General features: G+C 71.1%; 18 protein-coding genes and 1 tRNA gene. 8 read left to right on the forward strand and 11 right to left on the reverse strand.

Features of this window, described 5'->3' with window-relative positions:
* The first annotated feature begins 14 nt into the window (after positions 1 to 14).
* Positions 15 to 590, forward strand: coding sequence for a uridine kinase family protein (locus FYC51_RS16125; protein ID WP_238476424.1), 576 nt, complete (start codon positions 15 to 17; stop codon positions 588 to 590).
* A 3-nt stretch (positions 591 to 593) separates the two neighbouring features.
* On the opposite strand, the gene FYC51_RS16130 is transcribed toward FYC51_RS16125, so the two are convergent.
* Together FYC51_RS16130 and FYC51_RS16135 are read right to left on the reverse strand one after the other, a co-directional pair.
* Positions 594 to 666, reverse strand: a tRNA-Arg gene (locus FYC51_RS16130).
* 31 nt (positions 667 to 697) lie between these two features.
* The gene (locus tag FYC51_RS16135) at positions 698 to 1,924 is read right to left on the reverse strand and encodes a cation:proton antiporter (RefSeq protein ID WP_148734791.1); all 1,227 of its coding nucleotides are present in this window, start codon (positions 1,922 to 1,924) and stop codon (positions 698 to 700) included.
* 132 nt (positions 1,925 to 2,056) lie between these two features.
* Between FYC51_RS16135 and nadE the strand changes: the two genes are divergently transcribed.
* Complete coding sequence (nadE, locus tag FYC51_RS16140) at positions 2,057 to 2,878, forward strand: ammonia-dependent NAD(+) synthetase (protein WP_148734792.1); 822 nt, start codon at positions 2,057 to 2,059, stop codon at positions 2,876 to 2,878.
* An 81-nt stretch (positions 2,879 to 2,959) separates the two neighbouring features.
* On the opposite strand, the gene FYC51_RS16145 is transcribed toward nadE, so the two are convergent.
* From FYC51_RS16145 to FYC51_RS16155, 3 genes are all read right to left on the reverse strand, one after another.
* Entirely contained in the window at positions 2,960 to 3,601 is a 642-nt protein-coding gene (locus FYC51_RS16145; RefSeq protein ID WP_148734793.1) for a hypothetical protein, read from the reverse strand.
* 78 nt (positions 3,602 to 3,679) lie between these two features.
* A complete protein-coding gene (locus tag FYC51_RS16150) occupies positions 3,680 to 4,003 on the reverse strand; it encodes a hypothetical protein (RefSeq protein WP_148734794.1) in 324 nt (107 codons plus the stop codon).
* A 156-nt stretch (positions 4,004 to 4,159) separates the two neighbouring features.
* Positions 4,160 to 5,167, reverse strand: coding sequence for an aldo/keto reductase (locus FYC51_RS16155; protein ID WP_148734795.1), 1,008 nt, complete (start codon positions 5,165 to 5,167; stop codon positions 4,160 to 4,162).
* 17 nt (positions 5,168 to 5,184) lie between these two features.
* Between FYC51_RS16155 and msrA the strand changes: the two genes are divergently transcribed.
* The 5 genes from msrA to FYC51_RS16180 all read left to right on the forward strand — a co-directional run bounded on the left by msrA (position 5,185) and on the right by FYC51_RS16180 (position 9,533).
* Entirely contained in the window at positions 5,185 to 5,709 is a 525-nt protein-coding gene (msrA, locus tag FYC51_RS16160) for a peptide-methionine (S)-S-oxide reductase MsrA (protein ID WP_148734796.1), read from the forward strand.
* A gap of 214 nt (positions 5,710 to 5,923) precedes the next feature.
* Positions 5,924 to 6,499, forward strand: a complete 576-nt coding sequence (gene ssb / locus FYC51_RS16165; protein ID WP_148734797.1) for a single-stranded DNA-binding protein — start codon at positions 5,924 to 5,926, stop codon at positions 6,497 to 6,499.
* 230 nt (positions 6,500 to 6,729) lie between these two features.
* Positions 6,730 to 7,122 carry a DUF6993 domain-containing protein gene (locus FYC51_RS16170; protein WP_148734798.1) on the forward strand — a complete coding sequence of 131 codons (393 nt, stop codon included), beginning with the start codon at positions 6,730 to 6,732 and terminating at the stop codon, positions 7,120 to 7,122.
* Between the two features lie 250 nt (positions 7,123 to 7,372).
* A complete protein-coding gene (gene ettA / locus FYC51_RS16175; protein ID WP_148734799.1) occupies positions 7,373 to 9,055 on the forward strand; it encodes an energy-dependent translational throttle protein EttA in 1,683 nt (560 codons plus the stop codon).
* Position 9,056: 1 nt separating this feature from the next.
* The gene (locus tag FYC51_RS16180) at positions 9,057 to 9,533 is read left to right on the forward strand and encodes an acyl-CoA thioesterase (protein WP_148734800.1); all 477 of its coding nucleotides are present in this window, start codon (positions 9,057 to 9,059) and stop codon (positions 9,531 to 9,533) included.
* 6 nt (positions 9,534 to 9,539) lie between these two features.
* Here FYC51_RS16180 and FYC51_RS16185 read toward each other — a convergent pair whose 3' ends face one another.
* The 3 genes from FYC51_RS16185 to FYC51_RS16195 form a co-directional block, all read right to left on the reverse strand.
* Complete coding sequence (locus FYC51_RS16185; RefSeq protein ID WP_148734801.1) at positions 9,540 to 10,061, reverse strand: DUF2231 domain-containing protein; 522 nt, start codon at positions 10,059 to 10,061, stop codon at positions 9,540 to 9,542.
* Between the two features lie 9 nt (positions 10,062 to 10,070).
* Positions 10,071 to 10,562: a Rieske (2Fe-2S) protein gene (locus FYC51_RS16190; protein ID WP_148734802.1), complete on the reverse strand. Its 492-nt coding sequence runs from the start codon at positions 10,560 to 10,562 to the stop codon at positions 10,071 to 10,073.
* A 177-nt stretch (positions 10,563 to 10,739) separates the two neighbouring features.
* Positions 10,740 to 11,621 carry an acyl-CoA thioesterase gene (locus tag FYC51_RS16195; RefSeq protein ID WP_148734803.1) on the reverse strand — a complete coding sequence of 294 codons (882 nt, stop codon included), beginning with the start codon at positions 11,619 to 11,621 and terminating at the stop codon, positions 10,740 to 10,742.
* Between the two features lie 89 nt (positions 11,622 to 11,710).
* On the opposite strand from FYC51_RS16195, the gene FYC51_RS16200 reads away from it, so the two are divergent.
* On the forward strand, positions 11,711 to 12,391 hold the full coding sequence (locus FYC51_RS16200; protein WP_148734804.1) for a DUF8185 domain-containing protein: 681 nt from the start codon (positions 11,711 to 11,713) through the stop codon (positions 12,389 to 12,391).
* Between the two features lie 27 nt (positions 12,392 to 12,418).
* On the opposite strand, the gene FYC51_RS16205 is transcribed toward FYC51_RS16200, so the two are convergent.
* The 3 genes from FYC51_RS16205 to FYC51_RS16215 form a co-directional block, all read right to left on the reverse strand.
* Positions 12,419 to 14,086: an FAD-binding dehydrogenase gene (locus FYC51_RS16205; protein ID WP_148734805.1), complete on the reverse strand. Its 1,668-nt coding sequence runs from the start codon at positions 14,084 to 14,086 to the stop codon at positions 12,419 to 12,421.
* 154 nt (positions 14,087 to 14,240) lie between these two features.
* Complete coding sequence (locus tag FYC51_RS16210) at positions 14,241 to 14,648, reverse strand: globin (RefSeq protein ID WP_148735368.1); 408 nt, start codon at positions 14,646 to 14,648, stop codon at positions 14,241 to 14,243.
* Between the two features lie 53 nt (positions 14,649 to 14,701).
* On the reverse strand, positions 14,702 to 15,823 hold the full coding sequence (locus FYC51_RS16215; protein ID WP_148734806.1) for a mechanosensitive ion channel family protein: 1,122 nt from the start codon (positions 15,821 to 15,823) through the stop codon (positions 14,702 to 14,704).
* Positions 15,824 to 15,825: the final 2 nt, after the last annotated feature.

Raw genomic sequence — 15,825 nt, forward strand, 5'->3', positions numbered from 1 at the left:
CATAGGCTGGCCGGGTGGCGACGTTCGACGAGGTGCTCGAGGCGATCCGGTCGGCGACGTCGCGGTCGCCCCGAATCGTCGTGGGCGTCTCGGGCTACGGCGGCGCGGGCAAGTCGACGCTCGCCCGTCGCCTGCTCGACGAGGTGCCCGGAAGCGTGCGCATCCGCGGTGACGACTTCCTCCATCCCGAGCTCACGCGCGAGCGATCGGCCGACTGGGCTGCGTTCGATCGCACGCGTCTCCGGGCGGAGGTGCTCGAGCCGTTCCGGGCCGGACGGCCGGGCACGTTCCGCCGGCTCGACTGGGCGACCGGCACGCTGGGGCCCGCGGAGCCGTTGCCTGCGGCATCCGTGCTCGTGGTCGACGCGGTGGGCCTGTTCCACCACGAGCTCGACGGCCTCCTCGACGTGCGCATCTGGGTCGACGTCGACCTCGACACGGCCACCGAGCGCGGCCGCGCCCGCGACCTGCGGCGGGGCGACGCGGATGTCACCGTGTGGGACGACGTCTGGGCGCCGAACGAGCGCGACTTCGCGGCTCGGCACCGACCGCGTGAGCGGGCGGACCTGCGCTACGACGCCTCGGCGTGACGGTGCCCCCGGCAGGAATCGAACCTGCGACCGACAGATTAGAAGGCTGCTGCTCTATCCGCTGAGCTACGGGGGCCGGCCACGCCAGCATACCGGGCGGTGCTGGATCACCCCTCGGTGGGCACGAAGGCGTCGTCCTCGCGCGGCCGGGGCGCGGCATCCGGCGTTCGCCTGCGCAGCGCGAGCGCGATGAGCGGGAACAGCAGCACCGAGAGCATGCCGGCGCCGACGAGCGCCGAGGCGGTGCCGCTCGCGAGGTCGCCCGCCTCGACGCCGATGGCCGTCACCGCGACGATGATCGGCAGGCCAGTGGCCCCGAACAGTCCGATGGCAGCTCGGTCGCGCACGCTCGAACCCACGGGCGCCACGATGAGCGATGGCAGCCCGCGCACGACGAGCAGGAGCACGAGGAAGATCGGCACGAGCGCGAGCGTGCGCGGATCGGCGAGCAGCGCGTCGAGATCGAACGTGACGCCCGTGAAGATGAAGAAGATCGGCACGAAGAACCCGTAGCCGAGGGCCTCGACCTTGCTCTCCATCATCTCGATGTCGTGCTTCGGAGCGCCCGACAGCAGCAGGCGGTAGATGACGCCGGCCGTGAACGCCCCGAGGAGCATGTCGAGGTCGAGCGCGAGGCTGAGCGTGACGAGCGCCATGATCACGAGCACCACGAGGCGCACGCCGAACTGGCCGCTCGTGTGCAGGGTGGCCGTGATGACGCGGTGCACCCGGTGCCGCACGTCGCGCGTGGCCAGCCAGATGCCCGCGGCCGCCACGACGGCGAAGCCCACCAGCACGAGGGTCGCCACGAGGGGCGAACGGCCGCTGAGGAAGAGCGAGATGGCCAGCAGCGGGCCGAACTCGCCGATGGCGCCGAGCGCGATCACGGCGACGCCGAACGGCGTGCGCAGGTCGCCCGAATCGCGGAGCACGGGCATGATCGTGCCGAGGGCCGTCGAGGTCAGCGCGATGCCGATGAAGGCCGCCGCCCCGAGGTTGGGCGCGAAGAGCACGGCGATGCCGAAGCCGGCAGCGAGGGAGACGATCCAGCCGATCGCGGCGCGACCGATGGGCCGGCCACGGATGGCGCGGAAGTCGATCTCGCTGCCCGCGAGGAAGAACAGCATCGCGAGCCCGAAGTCCGAGAACGCCTGCGCGAAGGGACCGGGTTGGATCCAGCCGAGCACGGCGGGTCCGAAGAGCAGCCCGAGGACGATCTCGAACACGACGAGCGGGATCGTCACCCAGCGGCCCAGCCCGCGGACGAGGAGCGGCGCGATCACCGCGATCGTCGGGATGAGGACCAGCGTTCCCAGCGAGTAGTCGACTGCCATGTCCGCCCCCAGGTCCCTCGTCGGTCGCCCCTGTCGCGATGCTACTGGCGGTGGCCGTGCTGCGCATCAGGGCGACGGATGCCGCGTGCCGGCCGTATCGCCCCGGAAACACGGCGGTTGTATCGTCGAGGGATGCGCGACGTGCAGGCGAGAATCATCGAAGAACTCAATGTCAGTCCGGTCATCGACCCCGCCGAGCAGGTGCGCGCTCGGATCGACTTCCTGAAGGCCTACCTGCGCACGTCGGGTGCAGCGGGCTTCGTGCTCGGCATCAGCGGCGGACAGGACTCGACCCTCGCCGGAATGCTCTGCCGCAAGGCCGTCGAGGAGCTCGTGGAGGAGGGCGATCCCGCCCGGTTCATCGCCGTCCGCCTGCCCTACGGCGTGCAGCGCGACGAGGCCGACGCGCAGGTCGCGCTCGCGTACATCCGGCCGCAGGAGACGGTCGTGTTCAACATCAAGGAGAGCGTCGACGAGCTCGCCGAGGAGTACGGCGAGGGCGTGGGCACGGCGCTCAGCGACTTCGGCAAGGGCAACGTGAAGGCCCGCATGCGCATGATCGCCCAGTACGCGATCGCCGGCGAGGGTCGCCTGCTCGTCGTGGGCACCGACCACGCCGCTGAGGCGGTCACCGGCTTCTTCACGAAGTACGGCGACGGCGGCGCCGACATCCTGCCGCTCACCGGCCTCACCAAGCGCCAGGGTCGGGCCCTGCTCGAATTCCTCGAGGCACCGGAGGACATCCACCTGAAGGTGCCGACCGCCGACCTGCTCGACCACGATCCGGGTCAGTCCGACGAGGCGAACCTCGGGCTGAAGTACCACGACATCGACGCGTTCCTCGAGGGCCACGACATCGACCCCGAGATCGCCGAGCGCATCGAGCAGCGCTTCCTGCAGACGCGGCACAAGCGGGCCGTGCCGGTGTCGATGTTCGACGACTGGTGGATCTGAGCGGACGCATCCCGATGGGCGACGACGAGGGCCCGACCGCCGATGCGGTCGGGCCCTCGGTCGTTCGTCGGACGCCCCCGCTCAGGCTCGCGCGTCGTCGAGCGTCGGCGTCGGCGCGGTGTCGGTGCGAACCTCGGGGTCGATGGATGCCGCGGACTGGTAGCGCTCGTGGTGCTGGCCGGCGACCCAGGTGTCCTGCGCCTCGACGGCCGCCTGCTCGGGCTCCTGGCGCTGCGAGCGCCAGCGCACGAGGTCGTTCTGGAACTGCCGGCGGGTGCGGGACGGGCGCTTCTGCCACTCGAGCATGCGATCGCGGAACTCCACGACCGCGGGGTCGAGCTGGTAGCCGAACGTCGCGGACGCTCGCTTCAGTTCGTGGAGCTGGTGGGACGCCCAGTTGGCGGCGACATCCGCACCCTTGATCGGGAGGAGTCGTACGAGGATGTCGGCCTGCCCGACCGCCCGATCGGCGAGCACCTGCTCTTGAGGCGTGAGGGAGTTCCACACCGACGCCTCGGTGGCCGCGTCGACGAGCGCCGCGACCGCGGCGTTCTTCGCCTCGCGGTCGCGCTGGGCGACGACCCGCCGGATGGCCATCGACGCGATCCACGACGCGAGCAGGCCCGCGAGGAGCACCGCGACGAAGAGCACGATGCCGGCGTAGACCGTGGGTCGTGCGGCGCTCGAGGTGAGCCAGGAGATGAGGTCGTTCCACCACTGCATGAGCGCAGGCTACCCGCGGCGGTGGCCGGCGCCACCGAGGCGGCGCGGCGCGCCCGGATCACGCCCGCCCGCCACCGATCAGCGGAAGCACTCCGCGGCATCGGTGGGCGACCAGAACTCGCCGAGCTCGATCGAGCGCAGGCCGCCGCGGAGGAGGCGCCGCGCGACGAAGCGCTCCTCGCCGTCGCGTTCGCGCAGCTCGATGTGCCCGAGCACCGGGCCGCCGATCAGCGCCACCCGCCAGAGCCCGGGCGCCGCGGTGACGATCGACAGGCCGCGCGGGGCGGGCGGCGCGGCATCCGCTCGATCGTGGACGACCGGCGTGCCGCCCGATCGCGCCAGCGCGCCGACGGCGGGCACGGGGTCGGTGGTGACGGGTGCGGTGAGAACGGTGGCGGACATGGCGCTCCTCTCGTCGTGCAGCCGGCCCTGCGTGTGATTCGAAGATACGTTCGACCACCGACATCCGCGGATCGCATCGCGTAAGGCCGCCCCGACATGCCGCGCGGCGCCGGAGGATCACCTCCGACGCCGCGTTCCGGGCAGGCGCGCCGCGTGTCAGCCGAGCACGGTGCCGTTCGCCGCGAGCGGCTCGAGGCGCGCGATCTCGTCCTCGGTGAGCGGCGCGGCGTCGAGGGCCGCCACGTTCTGCTCGAGCTGCGCGACGCTCGATGCGCCGATCAGCGCGCTCGCGACGAGCGGCTCGCGGAGCACCCACGACAGCGCGAGCTGCGCGATGCTCTGGCCGCGCTCCTTCGCGATCGCGTCGATGCCGCGGATGCGCTCGAGGTAGTCGTCGCTGATCTTCTCGGCCGAGAGGAACCGACTCGTCGCCGCGCGGGAGTCGGCGGGCACCTCGCCCGACAGGTAGCGGTCGGTGAGCAGGCCCTGCGCGAGCGGCGAGAAGACGATGCTGGCCGCGCCGACGTCCTCGAGCACCGGGAACAGGCCGTCCTCGATGTGCCGGTCGAACATCGAGTAGCGCGGCTGGTGGATGAGCAGCGGCACGCCCTCGGCCTCGAGCGCGGCGGCGGCCGCACGGGTCTGCTCGGGGTCGTAGTTCGAGATGCCCACGTACAGCGCCTTGCCCTGCCGCACCGCGTGCGCGAGAGCGCCCATCGTCTCCTCGATCGGCGTCTCTGAGTCGGGACGGTGCGAGTAGAAGATGTCGACGTAGTCGAGGCCGAGCCGGCCGAGGCTCTGGTCGAGCGACGACAGCAGGTACTTGCGCGAGCCGAAGTCGCCGTAGGGGCCCGGCCACATGTCGTAGCCGGCCTTCGACGAGACCACGAGCTCGTCGCGGTAGGGGGCGAGGTCGCCGGCGAGGATGCGGCCGAAGTTCTCCTCGGCGCTGCCCGCGGGCGGCCCGTAGTTGTTCGCCAGGTCGAAGTGCGTGATGCCGAGGTCGAACGCGCGGCGCACGATCGCGCGCTGCGTGTCCCACGGCCGGTCGTGGCCGAAATTGTGCCAGAGGCCCAGGGACAGCGCGGGGAGCTTGAGCCCGCTCCTCCCGACGCGGTTGTAGCGCATGCGGTCGTAGCGTTCCGGAATGGCGACGAAGGTCATCCCGTTACTCTATGGCGATGGAAAGCTACGTTCTGGCGGGTGGCTGCTTCTGGTGCCTCGACGCCGTCTACCGCACACTGAAGGGCGTCGACGAGGTCGTCTCGGGGTACACCGGCGGCGTGACGCCGAACCCGAGCTACGAGGCCGTCTGCACCGGAGCGACGGGCCACGCCGAGGCCGTGCGCGTCGACTTCGACCCCGACGTCATCCCGCGCGAGGTGATCCTCGACGTCTTCTTCTCGCTGCACGACCCGACCCAGCTCAACCGCCAGGGCGCCGACGTCGGCACGCAGTACCGGTCGGCGATGTTCTTCGCCGACGACGCGCAGCGCGAGCTGTTCGAGGCGGCGCGTGACCGAGCCGCCGACTGGTGGCCGGGCGAGATCGTCACCACGATCGAGCCGCTCGGCGACTACTTCCGCGCCGAGGAGTACCACCAGGACTTCTTCGCCAAGAACCCGGGCCAGGGCTACTGCCTCGCCGTCGCCCTGCCCAAGGTGAACAAGATCCGGCGCTCGTACGCCGACTACGTGCTCGCCTGACGGCGCGCGCCACTGGCGACGTGCTCGCCGCACGACTCGTCCTCGACATCGCCCCCGTGACGGATGCTCCGCACGGGGGCGCTTCGTCGCCCGCCGCCGTGGCGACGGCGCGGCGATGCTGGTGCGACGCGGCATCCGGGGCCTGATCCGGCACGAGCAGCTCCGGATGCCGCGAGCCGCCGATACGCGGCGGCGTCGACCCGAGGAGCACATCATGACCGACAGCATCACCGTCACGGGCGTCGTGGGCAGCGACCCCCGCCTCCACGTGACGACGCAGGGACTCGCGATCGCCTCGTTCCGGCTCGCATCCACGCGGCGCTACTTCGACCGCGCCAAGGGCACCTGGGAGGACGGCGAGACCAACTGGTACACGGTCTCCGGCTTCCGCCAGCTCGCGAGCAACGCCATGGCCTCCGTGCACAAGGGCGACCGGGTGGTCGTGCAGGGGCGACTCCGCGTCCGGGCGTGGGAGAACGGCGAGAAGTCGGGCATCGCGGTCGAGATCGAGGCCGACTCGATCGGGCACGACCTCGCGTGGGGCACCACGGTGCTGACGAAGGTTCGCCGCGAGGGGGCGGGCGAGGGCGGGCAGGCGACCGCCACCGGCGGGCCGGGCGAGTCGGGGGAGTCGAACGCGTGGCCCGGCGTCGAGCAGCAGGTCGCGGCCGACGTCGAGGATGGGTCGGATCCCGCCACCGACGGGCTCACCGAGGACTTCGGCGACGAAGACGGCGACGAGGTCGACGGCGCTCGGGAGGACCGCCCGCGGCTCGAACCCGTGTTCTGAGCTCGCGGCCTCGTCGACGACGCCGACCGGCCGGCAGCAGCACCTAGACTCGGCTCGGGCGGTCGCGGCCGCCGGAACGACTCGGGCGGTCGCACCGCCGGAACAGGGGAGCGATGAACGGGCGCGTCGGAACGGTCGCGCTCCTCACGCTGGCGTGCGTCGCGCTCGCCGTGGGGGCGTCCGCATGCGCATCCGGAGGTCCAGCTCGCGACTCGAAAGGGACGCCGAGCGTGGAGGCGGGCCCGACGGTCGACCCGGTCGAAACGGATCCGCCCGCTCCGACGGCGCCGGCGACCCTCAGCCCCCAGCTGTCGGCCGCCGAGAACCTCGCGTTCTTCGACGCGGTCAACCTCGACGTGATCTCGGCGAACGGCCAGGCGGGTGGGCGCGACTTCATCGACGCGCTCGCCGCGGCGGGCTTCGACAGGGCGCAGATGCAGGTCACGGCCGATCGCACGACCGTCGATCTCGCGGCCGACTCCGTGCAGTTCGCGGTGCTGTTCCAGGGCGAGTGCCTGGTCGGGCAGTACGGCCCGGCATCCGGCGGATACCACAGCGCCGTGCGACCCGCCCTCGGCAGCGGCGGGTGTCTCGTGGGCGAGACACGCCCCATCGACTGGTAGGCGACCGAGCGGAATCTTCACTCGCCGTGAGAGCCACCACTCGACACCCGCCGGGTGAGGGATCATGCGACGTCCGGATAGCGGTCGCTGATGGCGTGGAGCTCGTCGATCTCGTGCGCCGAGAACCGAACCGTCCCGAGCATCGAACGCGACGACGTCGGCAGAAGCTGGTCTCGCAGCCCGGTAGGCTGGGACGCTGAAGTGCGCGTACGGGCCACGATCGTATGCGACTCAAGACGTGAGGTTCTCGGTGGCGGATTACATTTACTCGATGGTGCGCGCCCGCAAGGCGGTCGGCGACAAGGTCATTCTCGATGACGTCACGATGGCGTTCCTCCCCGGAGCCAAGATCGGCGTCGTCGGCCCGAACGGGGCCGGCAAGTCCACGATCCTCAAGATCATGGCGGGGCTCGACCACCCGTCCAACGGCGAAGCCCGGCTCACCCCCGGCTACTCCGTGGGCATCCTCATGCAGGAGCCGGTGCTCGACGAGTCGAAGACCGTGCTCGAGAACGTGCAGGAGGGCGTCGGCCCGATCAAGGCGAAGCTCGACCGGTTCAACGAGATCTCGGCGGCGATGGCCGACCCCGACGCGGACTTCGACAAGCTCCTCGCCGAGATGGGCACGCTGCAGGAGGACATCGACGCGGCCGACGCGTGGGACCTCGATTCGCAGCTCGACCAGGCGATGGACGCCCTGCGCTGCCCACCGGGCGACAGTCCCGTCTCCGTGCTCTCGGGCGGTGAGAAGCGCCGCGTCGCGCTCTGCAAGCTGCTGCTGCAGAAGCCCGACCTGCTCCTGCTCGACGAGCCCACCAACCACCTCGACGCCGAGAGCGTGCTCTGGCTCGAGCAGCACCTGGCGAAGTACCCCGGCGCCGTGCTCGCCGTCACGCACGACCGGTACTTCCTCGACCACGTCGCCGAGTGGATCTGCGAGGTCGACCGCGGTCGCCTCTACCCCTACGAGGGCAACTACTCGACCTATCTCGAGAAGAAGGCCGAGCGCCTCCAGGTGCAGGGCAAGAAGGACCAGAAGCTCCAGAAGCGCCTCAAGGACGAGCTCGAGTGGGTCCGCTCCAACGCGAAGGGCCGCCAGGCGAAGTCGAAGGCGCGCCTCGCCCGCTATGAGGAGATGGCGGCGGAGGCCGAGCGCACGCGGAAGCTCGATTTCGAGGAGATCCAGATCCCGCCGGGCCCGCGCCTCGGCGACGTCGTGCTCGAGGCGAAGAAGCTCGAGAAGGGCTTCGGCGACCGGTCCCTCATCGACGACCTGAGCTTCTCGCTCCCGCGCAACGGCATCGTGGGCATCATCGGCCCGAACGGCGTCGGCAAGACGACGCTCTTCAAGACGATCGTGGGCCTCGAGCCGCTCGACGGCGGCCACCTCAAGGTCGGCGAGACCGTGAAGATCTCGTACGTCGACCAGTCGCGCGGCGGCATCGACCCCAACAAGTCGCTCTGGGAGGTCGTCTCCGACGGGCTCGACTACATCCAGGTCGGCAAGACCGAGGTGCCGAGCCGCGCGTACGTCTCCACGTTCGGCTTCAAGGGCCCCGACCAGCAGAAGAAGGCCGGCGTGCTCTCGGGCGGTGAACGCAACCGCCTGAACCTCGCGCTCACGCTCAAGCAGGGCGGCAACCTGCTGCTGCTCGACGAGCCGACCAACGACCTCGACGTCGAGACGCTGTCGAGCCTCGAGAACGCGCTCCTCGAGTTCCCGGGCTGTGCGGTGGTCATCACGCACGACCGGTGGTTCCTCGACCGCATCGCGACGCACATCCTCGCCTACGAGGGCACCGACGACGACCCCGACAACTGGTACTGGTTCGAGGGCAACTTCGAGGCCTACGAGGCGAACAAGGTCGAGCGTCTCGGCCCCGAGGCCGCGAAGCCCCACCGCTCGACGTACCGCAAGCTCACGAGGGACTGACATGCGCCTGCACGTGCCGACGCCGCTCCGCTGGAGCGACCTCGATGCCTACGGCCACGTGAACAACGCCCGGATGCTGAGCCTCCTCGAGGAGGCTCGCATCCAGGCGTTCTGGGTGAGCGACGACACGTCCGAGCATGCGGTCGGCGCGTCCACCGCGGTGCTCGACGCGACGCCCGGGGCGACCACGATCACGCTGATCGCGCGCCAGGAGGTCGAGTACCTCGCGCCGATCCCGTACCAGCGCCAGCCCGTCGACATCGAGCTGTGGATCGGCCACATGGGCGGCGCAAGCCTCGACGTCTGCTACGAGGTGTACTCGCCCGAGGGCATCGAGCCGCGCGTGCTGTACACGCGCGCGGTCACGACGATCGTGCTCGTCGACGCCGCCACCGAGCGACCCCGCCGCATCGACGATCGCGAGCGCGCGGCGTGGGAGCCCTACCTGGGCGAGCCCATCACGTTCCGGCGCCGCTGAGGCGGGTCACTGCTCGAGCGGCTCGTCGCTGAACGAGCCCTCCCACACGGCACGGCTGCCCGATTCGCCGATCTGGAAGACGGTCCACCCGGCGCCCGCGGTCACGGCCAGCGCGGCGACCGTGAGCACCGAGTTCACGGCGATGCGCAGCCCGCGGGACGGACGCCGTTCCTCCGTGCCCGTCGAACGTCGCGCGGCGAGCAGCTCGATCACGGCCCACGCGGACACGAGCACCGCGACGCCGAGCAGCGCCCACAGCCACGGCACGATGGACTCGCCGATGCTCGTGTGCGCCTCGATGAGCGGTGCCGCAGGAACACGCGCCTGCAGCCACTTGCCCGCCTCGATCGTCACGAGACCGAGCGGGACGAGCAGCACGGCCGCGATGAGGACGGGCAGCCACAGCACGCGACGCGCCGCCGGCCACGCGGCGATCACGATGAGGGCGAGCCCGACGAGCGGCACCAGCACGATGACCGCATGCACGAGCAGCACGTGCAGCGGGAGGTCGTCGACGATGTAATCCATGGTCGCCGCTCAGGCAGTCGCCACGATGCGGTCGCCCGACACCGACACCGCGATCGGCGAGAGGGCCGCGAGCGCCGGCCCGTTGATCACGTCGCCCGTCGCGGCATCGAACTTCGAGCCGTGGCAGGGGCAGTCGAACTCCGAGCCCGCGGCGGCGACCACGCACTGCTGGTGCGTGCAGACAGCGCTGAACGCGACCACCTGGCCGGCCGCCGGCTGCGCGATGAGCGCCGGCTGGCCGTTGATCGTGGCGTCGATGCTGCCGCCGACGGGGACGTCGGCCAGGGCGGCGACGTCCTCACCCACTGGCGGTGCGTCGGGTGCCGCCGACGGGTCGGCCTGGGGCTCCTCCGTGAGGGTGGGCGACGGCGACGCCGTGGGTGACGAGGAGCCCTCAGGGGCATCCGTCGTGCAACCGGCGAGCGTGAGCGCACCGCCGACCGCGCCGACCGACCCGAGCGTCAGCATCGTGCGCCTCGTGAGGTCCGTGGGATCCATCATCGCCTGAGCTCCTTGCGTTCGCCATCGCTCGCGCCGTGTGCGCGCCATGGCCCCATTCTGGGGTCGACGGTGGCCGGAGCGCGGCAACCCACAGGATTCATCCAGACGAATGGAACCCGGCCGACACGATCCCGTTCGGACACCGTGTCGAGACAACGAGGGCGAGGCGCGATCGGTTCACTCGTCGGCCTCGGGATGCGGGACGCGGACCATGCCCTCCTGCGCCACGCTCGCCACGAGCACGCCGTCGCGCGTGTAGATGCGCCCGAGCGACAGGCCGCGGCCGCCGCTCGCCGAGGGGGACTCCTGCACGTACAGGAGCCACTCGTCGGCTCGGGCGTCGCGGTGCCACCACATCGCGTGGTCGAGGCTCGCGACCTTCAGCCCCGGGGTCGCCCATGCGACTCCGTGGGCGCGCAGCACGGGCTCGAGGATCGAGTAGTCGCTCGCGTACGCGAGCGCCGCCCGGTGCATCTTCGGGTCATCGGGCAGGCGGCCGAACGCCTTCATCCACACGGCCTGCCGCGGCACGCGCTCGCCGTCGACGCGGAGGTAGACGGGCGACGGGATGTGCCGCACGTCGAAGGCCCGCTCGCTCGACCAGTACCGCGCGACGTCGTGGTCGAGGTGGCCGAGCACGTCGGCGGTCGACGGCAGCGTCTCGGGATCGGGCAGGTCGTCGGGCATCTCCACCTGGTGCTCGACGCCCTCGTCGTGGGTCTGGAACGACGCGATGAGCGACAGGATCGGCTCGCCGTGCTGGAACGCCTGGGTGCGGCGCGTCGAGAACGAGCGCCCGTCGTGGATGCGGTCGACGGAGAAGGTGATGGGGTGCTGCACGTCGCCCGGGCGGAGGAAGTAGCCGTGCATCGAGTGGATCTGCCGATCGGCGGGCACGGTGTGCATGGCCGCCACGATCGACTGCGCGAGCACCTGCCCGCCGAAGACGCGCCCGAGCGGCATCCACTGCGACGGCCCGGTGAAGATGTCCTCGGTCGTGCGAGCGCCCGTGTCGGTGAGGTGCAGCGTGCTCAGCAGGCCGTCGATGGGACCGTTCATCGTTCCTCCGTGTCGGTGGGGCTGGGCCGCGACCCGGTGGAAGCGCGGCCCGCCGGGGCGGCGGCGCTCCCTTGGTAGTTTAGGAGCAGATGGTCCAGCAACTGACGCTCGCAGACAGCCTCGCGCTCGGCGACCTGCACACGTACCTGCAGCGCGCCGGGCGCGTCGAGGACGGCTCGGTCCGGTTGATCGCGGGCAACGGCATCCTCGCCGTCTACACGGCGATCCTCTACCCACGCGGCATCCTCGACGAGAGCCCGACGGTGCTCGGGCTCCGCACCTTCGAACTGGTCGACACCGAGGACTTCGACATCGTCGTCCCGATGCGGTCGATGGTCGAGCGCATCGAGCGCGCGAAGGCGCAGCTCCCCGACGACGACGAGTCGCGGTTCGTCTCGATGACCCGGCCACCCGAGGTCAACACGGTCACCTGGGCGGGCATCTCGCCGCCGCGGGGCGGTTGGCGGGCGCTGGGCGAGGCGGATGCCGCGGCGCTCGAGTCCGCCGCACGGGCGGGCATCGACGAGGTCGCCGCCGCCATCCCGACCGGCACCGGCGAGCAGCTCGTGCAGCGCGTGCGCTCGGAGATCTGGGGCCGCGGCATCGACGGACTCGAGTACGTGCCGACGGGCGCCGCGTTCGCGGCATTCAGCCTCGGCTTCCTCGGCGATGACCCGGTGCGCCTGTTCGAGACCGGCCCGTGGACGCGCCTCACCACGCGACGGGGTCACGTGCTCGTGCGTCGCAAGGCCTGGACGCTGAAGGCGTAGCCGCCTGGGTCCACGTGCCGGCCCGGGTCAGCCGCGGGCGATCGACCGCCCGGCCGCGCGGCCGGTGAAGAGGCATCCGCCCAGGAACGTGCCCTCGAGCGCTCGGTAGCCGTGCACCCCGCCGCCGCCGAAGCCGGCTGCCTCGCCCACCGCGTAGAGGCCGGGCAGCACCGACCCGTCGGGTGCGAGCGCGCGCGAGTCGAGGTCGGTCTGGATGCCGCCGAGGCTCTTGCGCGTGAGCAGGTGCAGCTTGACCGCGATGAGCGGTCCGGCCTTGGGGTCGAGGATGCGGTGAGGCGTCGCGACGCGGATGAGCTTGTCGCCGCGGTACCTGCGGGCGCCGCGCACCGCCGTGAGCTGCAGGTCCTTCGAGAACTCGTTGTCGAGCTCCCGGTCGCGCGCCACGATCTCGCGCTCGATGTTCTCGGTGTCGATGGTCGCCTCGGGGGAGAGGGCGCGCATGCCCTCGAAGAGCTCGGGCAGCGTGTCGGCCACGACGAAGTCGACGCCGTGCTGCTTGAACGCCTCGACGGGGCCCGGGGCGCCCGAGCCGATCCGCTCGGCGAGGAGCCTCAGGTCCTTGCCGGTGAGGTCGGGGTTCTGCTCGCTGCCCGAGAGGGCGAACTCCTTCTCGATGATCTTCTGCGTGAGCACGAACCAGGAGTGCGCGTAGCCGGTCGAGACGATGTGCTCGAGCGTGCCGAGGGTGTCGAAGCCGGGGAACAGCGGCACGGGGAGCCGCCGCCCCTCCGCATCGAACCAGAGCGACGACGGGCCGGGCAGGATGCGGATGCCGTGCGACGGCCAGATCGGGTCCCAGTTCGTGATGCCCTCGGTGTAGTGCCACATGCGGTCGCGGTTCACGAGCCGGGCGCCGGCCTGCTCGGCGATGGGCAGCATGCGCCCGTCGACGTGCGCGGGCACGCCCGAGAGGAGCTCCTCTGGTGCGGCGCCCATGCGCTCGGGCCAGTATTCGCGCACGAGGTCGTGGTTGCCGCCGATGCCGCCGGATGCGACGACCACCGCGGGCGCGCGGAACTCGAAGTCGTCGACGACGTCGCGGTTGCTCGGCTCCCCGCGCCCCGCGGCATCCGGTGCGAGCACGGCGCCGCGCACGCCGACGACCGCGCCGTCCTCGACGACGAGCTCGTCGACCCGGTGGCGGTGGTGCAGCTCGACGAGGCCGGCGGCGGACCCCGCCTGTACGCGCGCGATGAACGGGGCGAGCACGCCGGGGCCGGTGCCCCAGGTGATGTGGAACCGCGGCACCGAGTTGCCGTGCCCGATCGCGTTGTACCCGCCGCGCTCGGCCCAGCCGACGACGGGGAAGAACCGCACGCCCTTCTCGTGCAGCCAGCTGCGCTTCTCGCCGGCGGCGAACTCGAGGTACGCCTCGGCCCACTTGCGGCCCCACTCGTCGGTGTCGCGGTCGAAGCCGGCGGTGCCGTCCCAGTCCTGGCGGGCGAGCTCGAGCGAGTCCTTCACGCCCATGCGACGCTGCTCGGGGGAGTCCACGAGGAAGAGCCCGCCGAACGACCAGTGCGCCTGCCCGCCCAGGCTCGCCTCGGGCTCCTGCTCGACGATCACGACGCGCTTGCCGGCGTCGACGAGCTCGGCGGCCGCGACGAGGCCGGAGAGGCCCGCGCCGATGATGATCGCGTCGGGCTCGGGGCGGGATGCTGGGGTGGCGGCCACGTGGGACTCCTTCGTCTCGGTGGTGCGGCGGGTGCCGATCGATGCGGCGGCGGGCGTCGCGGGCGGTGCGGCGGATGCCGCGGGGCGGCGTCGGCGGTGAGGGTGCCGCCGTGGCGATGCTACTGCCCGCACGGCGAAACGCGGTCGCGCCGTGTCACTCCTCGAACGTATTGACCATCGCGAAGGCCGCGCGCTGCAGGTAGTCCCACAAGGTCTCCTCCGCGAGCGGCGGCAGGTCGAGCGAGTCGACCGCGGCGCGCATGTGGGAGAGCCAACGATCGCGGGCGTCGGGATTGACCTTGAACGGCAGGTGCCGCATCCGCAGCCGGGGATGGCCGCGCTGCTCGCTGTAGGTGCCCGGACCGCCCCAGTACTGCTCGAGGAACATCGTGAGCCGCTCGGCCGCGGGCCCGAGGTCCTCCTCGGGATACATCGGGCGCAGCACCGGGTCGTCGGCGACGCCGCGGTAGAACTCGTTCACGAGCTTCTCGAACGTCGCGCGTCCGCCGACGGTCTCGTAGAACGACGGGCCGAGCGCGGCGCCGTGCTCGCTGCCGCGCAGCGGCACGTTGGCCGGCTGCGGGGGCCCGGATGCCGCGGGCGTGGTCTGGTCGGTCACGGCGTGTCTCCGCTGCTCGGGGGGTTCGGCATGGTCGGCGGCTTCGGGGCGCGCGGCGCCTTGGGGGTCTTCACCTTGGTCGCGACGCCCGAGCCCGCGCCGCCGGCGACGACGGTCGGTCCGGTCTTCGGCGGCTTCGCGCCCTTCACTCGGGTTGCACCCTCGAAGCCCGACAGCACGACGCTCGAGAGGCTCGGCAGCCGCACGTCCATGGCGTCGAGCGAATGCTTGAGTCGGGTGCGCAGCTCGCGCGCCACGTCGTCCTTGGACGACGTGCGCACCTTCATGACGATGCGGATGACCATCGCGTCGTCGGAGATCGACTCGAGGCCCCAGATCTCGGGCTTCTCGAGGATGCGCGAGCGCCACTTGCCCGACTGCGACATGTCGACGGCGGTGCGCAGCATCTCGGCCTCGACGGCCTCGACATCGGCGTCGTAGGGCACCGCGAGGTCGAGGATGACGCGCGCCCAGCCCTGCGACATGTTGCCGACGCGCAGGATCTCGCCGTTGCGCACGAACCAGAGGGTGCCGTTCACGTCGCGGACCTTGGTGATGCGGATCTGCACCTCCTCGACGATGCCCGTCGCGGGTCCGAGGTCGACGACGTCGCCGACGCCGAGCTGGTCCTCGACGACCATGAACAGGCCGTTCAGCACGTCCTTCACGATGTTCTGCGCGCCGAAGCCCAGACCGGCGCCGATCGCGGCCGACAGGAGCGCGAACGACCCGAGGATCGACGTGTCGATCACGTTCACGATCATGAGCGTCACGATGATGAACAGCGTCACGTTCACGACGTTCCGCAGCACGGTGCCGAGCGTTCGGGTTCGCTGCACGACGCGCACGGCGGCGAGCGGCGAGGCCTGCAGCGCCTGCGTGTCGGTGACGTCCTGCTTCCTCTTGACGCCCGTGACGATGCGGTTGACGACGCGGTCGATGACGAAGTGCAGGATCCAGCGGATCAGGAACGCGATCGCGATGATGACCGCGATCGAGACCAGCTTGCCGACGATGATGCCCCAGTTGTCGGCCCAGAACTGGGCGATGTCCGCCCAGAAGTCCCCGTTCAGCGTCTCGTCGATGGGCGGGACGGTCGGTTCTTCTGCCAGGAACATCT

Origin of the sequence: Agromyces mariniharenae (assembly GCF_008122505.1) — a bacterium.
Lineage (GTDB): Bacteria > Actinomycetota > Actinomycetes > Actinomycetales > Microbacteriaceae > Agromyces > Agromyces mariniharenae.

Bases quoted from the DNA above. Each gene is read 5' to 3' on its own strand.
- nadE (WP_148734792.1), top strand. From the start codon at position 2,057: ATGCGCGACGTGCAGGCGAGAATCATCGAAGAACTCAATGTCAGTCCG.
- FYC51_RS16185 (WP_148734801.1), bottom strand. From the start codon at position 10,061: ATGGATTACATCGTCGACGACCTCCCGCTGCACGTGCTGCTCGTGCAT.
- FYC51_RS16200 (WP_148734804.1), top strand. From the start codon at position 11,711: ATGGTCCAGCAACTGACGCTCGCAGACAGCCTCGCGCTCGGCGACCTG.
- FYC51_RS16180 (WP_148734800.1), top strand. From the start codon at position 9,057: ATGCGCCTGCACGTGCCGACGCCGCTCCGCTGGAGCGACCTCGATGCC.
- FYC51_RS16150 (WP_148734794.1), bottom strand. From the start codon at position 4,003: ATGTCCGCCACCGTTCTCACCGCACCCGTCACCACCGACCCCGTGCCC.
- msrA (WP_148734796.1), top strand. From the start codon at position 5,185: ATGGAAAGCTACGTTCTGGCGGGTGGCTGCTTCTGGTGCCTCGACGCC.
- FYC51_RS16195 (WP_148734803.1), bottom strand. From the start codon at position 11,621: ATGAACGGTCCCATCGACGGCCTGCTGAGCACGCTGCACCTCACCGAC.
- FYC51_RS16135 (WP_148734791.1), bottom strand. From the start codon at position 1,924: ATGGCAGTCGACTACTCGCTGGGAACGCTGGTCCTCATCCCGACGATC.
- FYC51_RS16145 (WP_148734793.1), bottom strand. From the start codon at position 3,601: ATGCAGTGGTGGAACGACCTCATCTCCTGGCTCACCTCGAGCGCCGCA.
- FYC51_RS16190 (WP_148734802.1), bottom strand. From the start codon at position 10,562: ATGATGGATCCCACGGACCTCACGAGGCGCACGATGCTGACGCTCGGG.
- FYC51_RS16155 (WP_148734795.1), bottom strand. From the start codon at position 5,167: ATGACCTTCGTCGCCATTCCGGAACGCTACGACCGCATGCGCTACAAC.
- FYC51_RS16215 (WP_148734806.1), bottom strand. From the start codon at position 15,823: ATGTTCCTGGCAGAAGAACCGACCGTCCCGCCCATCGACGAGACGCTG.
- ssb (WP_148734797.1), top strand. From the start codon at position 5,924: ATGACCGACAGCATCACCGTCACGGGCGTCGTGGGCAGCGACCCCCGC.